Origin of the sequence: Streptococcus mitis, assembly GCF_026782865.1 — a bacterium.
Lineage (GTDB): Bacteria > Bacillota > Bacilli > Lactobacillales > Streptococcaceae > Streptococcus > Streptococcus mitis_CG.
This window is the reverse complement of sequence record NZ_JAKUXK010000002.1, coordinates 49294-59384: the sequence shown is the minus strand read 5'-3', so window position 1 is coordinate 59384 and position 10091 is coordinate 49294. Positions and strand designations below refer to the sequence as shown.

At 41.5% G+C, this 10091-nt stretch carries 7 protein-coding genes; 4 read left to right on the top strand and 3 right to left on the bottom strand.

Annotated features, from left to right (window positions below; genetic code table 11):
* From MK482_RS00630 to MK482_RS00620, 3 genes are all read right to left on the bottom strand, one after another.
* Nucleotides 1-3065 (bottom strand): accessory Sec-dependent serine-rich glycoprotein adhesin (locus MK482_RS00630; RefSeq protein ID WP_268717715.1); only part of this gene is annotated, 3065 nt, incomplete at its 3' end.
* Nucleotides 3066-3972: 907 nt separating this feature from the next.
* On the bottom strand, nt 3973-5517 hold the full coding sequence (locus tag MK482_RS00625) for a peptide chain release factor 3 (protein WP_268717714.1): 1545 nt from the start codon (nt 5515-5517) through the stop codon (nt 3973-3975).
* Between the two features lie 298 nt (nt 5518-5815).
* Entirely contained in the window at nt 5816-5890 is a 75-nt protein-coding gene (locus MK482_RS00620) for a hypothetical protein (RefSeq protein WP_232610068.1), read from the bottom strand.
* 293 nt (nt 5891-6183) lie between these two features.
* Between MK482_RS00620 and gatC the strand changes: the two genes are divergently transcribed.
* The 4 genes from gatC (at nt 6184) to efp (ending at nt 10085) form a co-directional block, all read left to right on the top strand.
* Nucleotides 6184-6486, top strand: coding sequence for an Asp-tRNA(Asn)/Glu-tRNA(Gln) amidotransferase subunit GatC (gatC, locus tag MK482_RS00615; protein WP_000705419.1), 303 nt, complete (start codon nt 6184-6186; stop codon nt 6484-6486).
* Entirely contained in the window at nt 6486-7952 is a 1467-nt protein-coding gene (gene gatA, locus MK482_RS00610; RefSeq protein WP_268717713.1) for an Asp-tRNA(Asn)/Glu-tRNA(Gln) amidotransferase subunit GatA, read from the top strand. The genes gatC and gatA overlap by 1 nt, the downstream gene beginning before the upstream one ends.
* Nucleotides 7952-9394 carry an Asp-tRNA(Asn)/Glu-tRNA(Gln) amidotransferase subunit GatB gene (gene gatB / locus MK482_RS00605; protein ID WP_049522353.1) on the top strand — a complete coding sequence of 481 codons (1443 nt, stop codon included), beginning with the start codon at nt 7952-7954 and terminating at the stop codon, nt 9392-9394. The genes gatA and gatB overlap by 1 nt, the downstream gene beginning before the upstream one ends.
* A gap of 130 nt (nt 9395-9524) precedes the next feature.
* Complete coding sequence (gene efp, locus MK482_RS00600) at nt 9525-10085, top strand: elongation factor P (RefSeq protein WP_000568643.1); 561 nt, start codon at nt 9525-9527, stop codon at nt 10083-10085.
* The last annotated feature ends 6 nt before the right edge of the window (nt 10086-10091 follow it).

Sequence of the window (10091 nt, the reverse complement as noted above, 5' to 3'; positions counted from 1 at the left end):
CTCGCACTTGTTGACGCTGACTTAGATGCGCTCGTTGAGGCACTTTGGCTGGCACTTGTCGACGCTGACTTAGATGCACTTGTTGAGGCACTTTGGCTGGCACTTGTCGACGCGGACTTAGATGCACTTGTTGAAGCACTTTGACTTGCGCTTGTCGACGCTGACTTAGACGCGCTTGTTGAGGCACTTCTACTCTTATAATCACTGTCAGACACTTTTATATTTACCGTATCTGTAGTCTTATCTTTATAAGTAATAGTGACTGTACCATTGTCGCTAACAGTGAAAGAATCAATGCGTTTTTCTTTCTTATTATTTAGTTTTTCAACAGCAGACAATATACGAGCTTTTTCTTGAGGGGACAATCGAGAGATATTTTCTACTTGGAAAGTGTCAGACGGTGCTACACCATCCATAATATCCGCCAATCTACCTTGCTTGATAAAGAAGTTCCCTTTATTTGCATCCCCAGCTTGAGTATAGTTACCTGCCTTATCTGTTGCGATAGCATTTCTTCGCCAATGATTCCCATCAGCAAATTCCAAATCATCCTTCATGTGTCCTGTAACATTAATACGAGCAGGATTAGATGGAGTCGCAACAATTTCGCCATTAGGATCCGATAGAGAAGTAACAGTACCTGTACCATACTTAGAATCCTTAAAGAAATTATTAGCCAAGTCCGAAGCTGGACGATTTCCATCAGATTCTGGAACAAGTTTAAATTCTCTCAATTTGCCCTTGTTATCAGTCGCAGTCATATCAACTGTAAAATCATCACCAGCATATACGTAATAGTATTTATTTCCATCCTTCCCAATAACTGGTTGGATTTCTTTTCCATTACGAGTTACGGACACGTTAACATCAGGAATTTCCGTTTCCTTCTCTAGGGTTGCATTGATGGTACTTGATGTACCATCACGATAAGTAACTGTAATGGTACCATCAGTATCAACTTCAATTTTCGACTTGGTTCCAGGATATGATAAAGTCACCTTCCCGTTTTCGGCATAAGATAAATTTGGCTGTGTACCATTTTTTACTACATCTTGATTAGATAGTAAATCACGTTTATTAGCATCATTGTTAATAAAGTTATTATAAACTTCCTTAATTTCTTCAGGAGTTAAATGACTCAAATCGGAGACTCTAACAATATCGCCACTTTGAATATTATGGCGCTCGTTAAAACCTTTTATGTAATAACTTATATTAGCTGTTGATTTAGTATCATTATTGTCCCAAGCCGAAAAGTTATAGGTGTAAGTTTTACCAACCTCAGCAGAAGCATCAGAGCCTCCGATTTCACCAGCAAGATTAACTGTAATATTTTTAACATTATTTAGTGTTTGATTGTTTTGAGGACCTCCGTAATAGATTCCAGGAATTAATGTACGATTTTCAAGACTCACTTTCTTTATAAGTGAACCACGATATTCAACCCCAATATTATCATTTATTACATCTCCATTATATACTTCTTTATAAGTACTAGAAACATTAAATTTCGGACCTGTTTTTGAAATAGAATTGTTAGATTGAGGTCTAGAATACCCTGTTGAAACACTTGCAGATTGAACTCTAGAAGCATTACCTTGAGTATTTTGCCCGATAGGTGCTGAGCTGACCTGCACCTGCATATCTGCAGTCGCAGTCGGCACATTGTTATCATATTTCACTTTGACTACAATCGTACCGTTTAAATTCCCATTTTGTCCATGCCTATAATTATAAACAATCTCAGACCCCTGAGTAAAGGTTTTCTCCATAGATTGCCCATTAAAAGTAGCACTTTGGACGTGGCCACCTTGGCCGACATTTATCTTAACACCAACATTGCTCAAAGCACTATTCGCCTGAACATTCATAGTATACGTCGCGATACCAGTAGCCTTATCAAAAGTAGCACCTGGACTACTTACCGTCATACGCCCGTCATTCTGAGCAGTAGCCCAACTTGCACGAAGAGAAGCATCACGCAACATAGCTTTGCCATTACGGGCATCACGCACACCTGAATTAGCTCTTAGAACAGCATTGACAATAGAATTACGAGCCAAGGTAGCTTTTTGCACCACCGCTGTCCAGTCACTCGTTGGATTTGCCAAAGCTTTTTCAATAGCTGTCACTGCTGCATTTACCTTAGTAATTGCTGAATCAGTGTTTGGTAAACCAGCAGCCTTCGCTAAGTATTCACCCATTTCAGCTGAAAGCTTGGTTAACTTCTTACGATTTTCTTCATTTTTCTTTACAGAAGCTTCTACAGATGACAAGGTTGCAGCTGTCGCACCAACTAAACTTGTTGTATCTGAATTCGTTTTAACAGCGTTTGAGTCAATAGCAGCAGGCTTCAAAATTGATGAATCAATCTTGTCAACCTTTGATTCATTTTGAGTCGATACTTTCTTCTCATCTTGAATTTCAGATACAGTTTTTTCTGAGGAAGCTCCTACAGATGTTGACACGCTACTTGTTTGGCTAGTAGATTGACTCAAACTAGTTGACGTACTAGCGGAATCTGAAGCGCTAGCGCTAGCTGAAGATGATGTGCTAGCTGAGGCACTAACTGACGTACTAGCAGAAGCACTTGCTGAAGTGCTGGCTGAAGTACTGGCTGACGAGCTCTTAGACACAGATTCTGAAATCGAAGCGCTTTCACTCATAGAAGTAGACAAGCTAGCAGAATTTTCCGAGTTACTTAGAGATGTTGTCCCCAAAACTGCTGTATCATTTGTAACCAAGAGGTCTGGATTTTCCAGTGTTTTTTCCACGGCTACTGTTTCATTTGCAAATACTTTTGTTTGAGTAGCAACACTACCACCTAAAACTGCCCCTGTGGCGGCAAGTCCCTTGATAATATCCAGACCTGTAATAGAAGTATTCACTTTATCCTCTACTACTTCAGTCATGACTTGAGTCGTATCTACACCACCCCGCAAGACCTTGAATAAACCAAAAAGAGAGGTTGAAGCTCTCAACCAATGTTTACCCGATTTAATTAACTTATAACGTGTCACACGGTCTGTCTCTCTATAACGACCATTCTGACGTCTAAAAAACATATTTTACTCCTTATCATCCACACCAAAGTACACACTATGGTCCATTTAATCATACATTTAAAGTATACTTTAAATGCAAACGCTTGTCAATTATTTTAATATATTTTTTCATATGATATGATACTTCAAACCTTTTTATATATACTTATCCTAAGACAATATTTAATATATATAATTTTGAATATACTCAAAAATCTATTGCATTAGTTAATGCAAACATACACGATTAATACTAAAAAATACAAAAACATAAATAATTTAATTTCTATTTCTCAAAACAAAAAACTCATGAATGAATAACATCCATGAACTATGACGAGTTAGTGAGGTCCGTAGCTCGGGCAATTTCTAACTGTTACGACAAAAAAAGCCCACGAATCGATGCCATTCGTGAACTTTGACTAGTGAAGTGTTTAACCAAGTTACATATAGATTTAGCATTAGTTACTTAAATTGTTATACGATCAAATAAATTTACTGAGCTACGACAAGGAGTTTGGCAAATCAATTCTATTTGCCAGACGTAGTCAGTAAGTCAGTTAGCTAGACTACTTCCTACCAGTTACGACGAAAAATCCACGAATCGATACCATTCGTGGATTTTTCCTAGTGAAGCGTTTAGGTAAGCCGCTATAGCGGTTACCTATTATTAGATTACGACACTGAGTTTTACGAAGCGACAATATTCGTAAAACTTTACTAGTAGAGCGCTCAGCCAAGTTCCATAGAAACTTGGCGTTAGTTACTTAGATTGTTACACAATCAAATACATTTACTGAACTACGACACGAAGTTTGGCAAATCGATTTCATTTGCCAAACGTAGTTAGTAAGGCAGTTAGCTAGTTCGCCAAATAGCGACTAGCGTCCAACAATTAGGAACTTTAGTTCCAATTGTTGGTACTGAGTTACATCTTCTCTTCTAGTTCAACATCTGGATACTTATCCGCAAACCAGCGGAGGGCAAAGTCATTTTCAAAGAGGAAGACTGGTTGGTCAAAACGGTCTTTAGCCAAGATATTTCGACTTGATGACATTCGTTCATCCAAGTCCTCAGGCTTGATCCAACGAACGGTCTTTTTACCCATTGGGCTCATGACTACTTCCGCATTGTACTCGCCTTCCATGCGGTGTTTAAAGACTTCAAACTGGAGTTGACCAACAGCTCCCAGCATGTACTCGCCTGTTTGGTAATTCTTATAAAGCTGAATAGCACCTTCTTGCACCAGTTGCTCAATCCCCTTGTGGAAGGATTTCTGCTTCATGACATTCTTAGCAGAAACTTTCATGAAAATTTCAGGAGTAAAGGTTGGCAACGGTTCAAACTCAAACTTGTTTTTTCCAACTGTCAAGGTATCCCCAACCTGATAAGTTCCTGTATCGTAAACCCCGATGATATCTCCTGCCACGGCATTGGTCACATTCTCACGACTTTCCGCCATAAACTGAGTAACATTCGAAAGTTTAGCACCCTTACCAGTACGAGGCAAGTTGACACTCATACCACGTTCAAATTCACCCGATACGATACGTACAAAGGCAATACGGTCACGGTGTCGAGGGTCCATGTTGGCTTGGATTTTAAAGACAAATCCTGAGAAGTCCTTATCATAAGGATCCACAATTTCACCATCTGTTTTCTTGTGTCCATGTGGTTCTGGAGCAAACTTAAGGAAAGTCTCAAGGAATGTCTGTACACCAAAGTTTGTCAAAGCTGAACCGAAGAAGACTGGCGTCAATTCTCCAGCAAGGATAGCTTCCTCCGAAAACTCATTCCCAGCTTCGTTTAAAAGGTCAATGTCATCCTTGACTTGTTCGTAGAAAGGATTGGTGCCAAAAAGCTCGTCCCCATCTTCTAGACTAGCGAAACGTTCATCCCCCTTGTAAAGTTCCAAGCGTTGGTTATAGAGGTCATAGAGCCCCTCAAAAGCTTTCCCCATCCCGATTGGCCAGTTCATCGGGTAACTAGCAATGCCCAAGACTTCTTCCAATTCTTGCAAGAGATCCAGCGGCTCACGACCGTCACGGTCCAGCTTGTTCATAAAGGTGAAGACTGGAATACCACGGTGTTTGACAACTTCAAACAATTTCTTTGTTTGCGCCTCGATACCCTTGGCAGAGTCCACAACCATGACCGCAGCATCCACCGCCATCAAGGTACGATAGGTATCTTCTGAAAAGTCCTCATGCCCTGGGGTGTCGAGGATATTCACACGCTTGCCATCGTAGTCAAATTGCATAACAGATGAGGTCACCGAAATCCCGCGTTGCTTCTCGATATCCATCCAGTCAGACTTGGCAAAAGTTCCTGTTTTCTTCCCTTTTACCGTACCGGCCTCACGAATTTCTCCCCCAAAGTAGAGCAACTGCTCAGTGATGGTCGTTTTACCCGCGTCCGGGTGGGAGATGATAGCAAAGGTACGACGTTTCTTAATTTCTTCTTGAATATTCATAAGTTCTCTTTCTTTTAAATCTATTTTTATCTGTTTTAATAGCTAAGAATGATTTTTACATTGGATTTTACCATTCCTTTCAACACTCCATTATATCGGATTTTAGCATTTTTTTCAATTTCTATTTTATATCAGACACTGCTAAAGTAGGACAATTCCACTTGCAATTTTTAAAATAAATGTTACAATGAATATAGAAAAAGGTGTTGCGTCAACAACACCCTACAGAGCCGTTTAAGACGGTGGCTGTAATTATATAACTAAAAAATAGCTCGTTAACTCGCCAAAGTTAGGACGGCTATTTTTTTGTCTCTTTTACCAATTCAAGGATGAACTTCAGGAGCGTGATAACAAAGTTACCAGCTACAAACATGAGCGTCAAAGCCTCAAAGGGTGACAAATCTGGTTACTCCTTTCTACTAAGATTTTACGGATTCTGCACATAAGCATCACCATCCTTTCGATTTCGTAACCACCGTCTTCACTTCTCTGTTATACCATTGTATCATATAATTTCCCCTTTGAAATCCTCTTTTCAAATTAATCATCATTAAAACACATTCTCTAGCCTCCACCTACCTTTTTTCAGCTTTACCTCCCTTATTTATAGGAAAATATGGTAAAATAGAACAGACTAAAAATCATCATTTCACGAAAGGATGCAAGATGAAAATTACGCAAGAAGAGGTAACACACGTTGCCAATCTTTCCAAATTAAGATTCTCTGAAGAAGAAACTGCTGCATTTGCGACTACCTTGTCTAAAATTGTTGACATGGTTGAGTTGCTGGGCGAAGTTGACACAACTGGTGTCGCACCTACTACGACTATGGCTGACCGTAAAACCGTACTCCGCCCTGATGTGGCCGAAGAAGGAACAGACCGCGATCGCCTGTTTAAAAACGTACCTGAAAAAGACAATTACTATATCAAGGTACCAGCTATCCTAGATGATGGAGGAGATGCCTAATGACTTTCAACAATAAAACCATTGAAGACTTGCACAATCTCCTTGTTTCTAAGGAAATTTCTGCAACAGAATTAACCCAAGCTACGCTTGAAGATATCAAGTCTCGCGAGACAGCTATCAACGCTTTTGTTACCATCGCTGAAGAGCAGGCTCTTGCTCAAGCCAAAGCCATTGATGAAGCTGGAATTGACGCTGATAATGTGCTTTCAGGAATTCCACTTGCAGTTAAAGATAATATCTCTACAGATGGTATTCTCACAACTGCAGCCTCAAAAATGCTCTACAACTATGAGCCGATCTTTGATGCGACAGCTGTTTCAAATGCCAAATCAAAAGGCATGATTGTCGTTGGAAAGACCAACATGGACGAATTTGCCATGGGTGGATCAGGTGAGACTTCTCACTATGGTGCCACTAAAAACGCTTGGGACCACAGCAAGGTTCCTGGTGGTTCATCAAGTGGTTCTGCTGCAGCTGTAGCTTCAGGACAAGTCCGCTTGTCACTTGGTTCTGATACTGGTGGTTCTATCCGCCAACCTGCTGCCTTCAACGGGATCGTTGGTCTCAAACCAACCTACGGAACGGTTTCTCGTTTCGGTCTCATTGCCTTCGGTAGCTCATTAGACCAGATTGGGCCTTTTGCGCCAACTGTTAAGGAAAATGCTCTCTTGCTCAACGCTATTGCCAGCGAAGACGCTAAAGACTCTACTTCTGCTCCTGTCCGCATCGCCGACTTTACTTCAAAAATCGGCCAAGACATCAAGGGAATGAAAATTGCTTTGCCTAAAGAATACCTAGGTGAAGGAATTGACCCAGAGGTTAAGGAAACTATTCTGAATGCAGCCAAACACTTTGAAAAATTGGGCGCTATCGTTGAAGAAGTCAGCCTTCCTCACTCTAAATACGGTGTTGCCGTTTACTACATCATCGCTTCATCTGAAGCTTCATCAAACTTGCAACGCTTTGACGGTATCCGTTACGGCTACCGCGCAGAAGATGCAACCAACCTTGATGAAATCTATGTAAACAGCCGTAGCCAAGGTTTCGGTGAAGAAGTGAAACGCCGTATCATGCTAGGTACTTTCAGTCTTTCATCAGGTTACTACGATGCCTACTACAAGAAAGCTGGGCAAGTTCGTACCCTCATCATCCAAGATTTTGAAAAAGTATTTGCAGATTATGATCTAATCCTTGGTCCAACTGCTCCTAGTGTTGCTTATGACTTGGACTCACTCAACCATGACCCAGTTGCCATGTACTTGGCTGATCTCTTAACAATCCCAGTCAACTTGGCTGGTCTTCCAGGGATTTCGATTCCTGCTGGATTCTCTCAAGGTCTACCTGTCGGACTCCAATTGATTGGTCCTAAGTACTCTGAGGAAACCATTTACCAAGCTGCTGCTGCTTTTGAGGCGACAACAGACTACCACAAACAACAACCCGTGATTTTTGGAGGTGACAACTAATGAACTTTGAAACAGTCATCGGACTTGAAGTCCACGTAGAGCTCAACACCAATTCAAAAATCTTCTCACCTACTTCTGCCCACTTTGGAAATGACCAAAATGCCAACACCAACGTGATTGACTGGTCCTTCCCAGGAGTTCTGCCAGTTCTCAATAAAGGTGTTGTCGATGCCGGTATCAAGGCTGCTCTTGCCCTCAACATGGACATCCACAAAAAGATGCACTTTGACCGCAAGAACTACTTCTATCCTGATAATCCAAAGGCCTACCAAATTTCTCAATTTGATGAACCAATCGGCTACAACGGCTGGATTGAAGTGGAACTAGAAGATGGTACGACTAAGAAAATCGGTATCGAACGTGCTCACCTAGAGGAAGACGCTGGTAAAAACACCCACGGTACAGATGGCTACTCTTATGTTGACCTCAACCGCCAAGGGGTGCCCTTGATTGAGATTGTATCTGAAGCAGATATGCGTTCACCTGAAGAAGCCTATGCTTATCTAACAGCCCTCAAGGAAGTCATCCAGTACGCTGGCATTTCTGACGTCAAGATGGAGGAAGGTTCGATGCGTGTGGATGCCAACATCTCCCTTCGTCCTTATGGTCAAGAGAAATTCGGTACCAAGACAGAGTTGAAGAACCTCAACTCCTTCTCAAATGTTCGCAAAGGTCTTGAATACGAAGTGCAACGTCAGGCTGAAATCCTTCGCTCAGGTGGTCAAATTCGCCAAGAAACACGCCGTTACGATGAAGCCAACAAAGCAACCATCCTCATGCGTGTCAAAGAAGGTGCTGCAGACTACCGCTACTTCCCAGAACCTGACCTACCTCTCTTTGAAATCTCAGACGAGTGGATCGAGGAAATGCGGACAGAGTTGCCAGAGTTTCCAAAAGAACGCCGTGCACGCTACGTCTCTGACCTTGGCTTGTCAGACTACGATGCCAGCCAGTTGACCGCAAACAAAGTCACTTCTGATTTCTTTGAAAAAGCTGTTGCCCTCGGTGGCGATGCTAAGCAAGTCTCAAACTGGCTCCAAGGTGAGGTTGCTCAGTTCTTGAACGCTGAAGGCAAGACACTCGAACAAATCGAACTAACACCAGAAAACTTGGTTGAAATGATTGCCATCATCGAAGACGGCACGATCTCTTCTAAGATTGCCAAGAAAGTCTTTGTCCACCTGGCTAAAAATGGTGGTGGTGCGCGTGAATACGTGGAAAAAGCAGGTATGGTCCAAATCTCAGATCCAGCTGTCTTGATTCCAATTATCCACCAAGTCTTTGCCGATAACGAAGCTGCTGTTGCCGACTTCAAGTCAGGCAAACGCAACGCAGACAAGGCCTTCACAGGCTTCCTGATGAAAGCAACTAAAGGCCAAGCCAACCCACAAGTTGCCCTTAAACTTCTTGCTCAAGAATTAGCCAAGTTGAAAGAAGATTAACACGTAAAAGAAACCAGCCCTGAGGTTGGTTTTTTCACTCCTACCATATCCCAATAACTATTTTGGCTTTATTTCCGGAATATTTTATGGTAAAATGAAGAGTAATAATATTTATTAAAGAGGTAAAAACATGATTGAAGCAAGCAAATTGAAAGCTGGTATGACATTTGAAACTGCAGACGGAAAATTGATCCGCGTTTTGGAAGCTAGCCACCACAAACCAGGTAAAGGGAACACAATCATGCGTATGAAATTGCGTGATGTCCGTACTGGTTCTACTTTTGACACAAGCTACCGTCCAGAAGAAAAATTCGAACAAGCTATTATCGAAACTGTTCCAGCTCAATACTTGTACAAAATGGATGAAACTGCCTACTTCATGAACACTGAAACTTACGACCAATACGAAATCCCAGTCGTAAATGTTGAAAATGAATTGCTTTACATCCTTGAAAACTCTGATGTGAAAATTCAATTCTACGGAACAGAAGTAATCGGTGTAACTGTACCAACTACTGTTGAATTGACAGTCGCTGAAACACAACCATCTATCAAGGGTGCTACTGTTACAGGTTCTGGTAAACCAGCAACTATGGAAACTGGACTTGTTGTCAACGTTCCCGACTTCATCGAAGCTGGACAAAAATTGATCATCAACACTGCAGAAGGAACTTACGTTTCTCGTGCCTAATCTCTA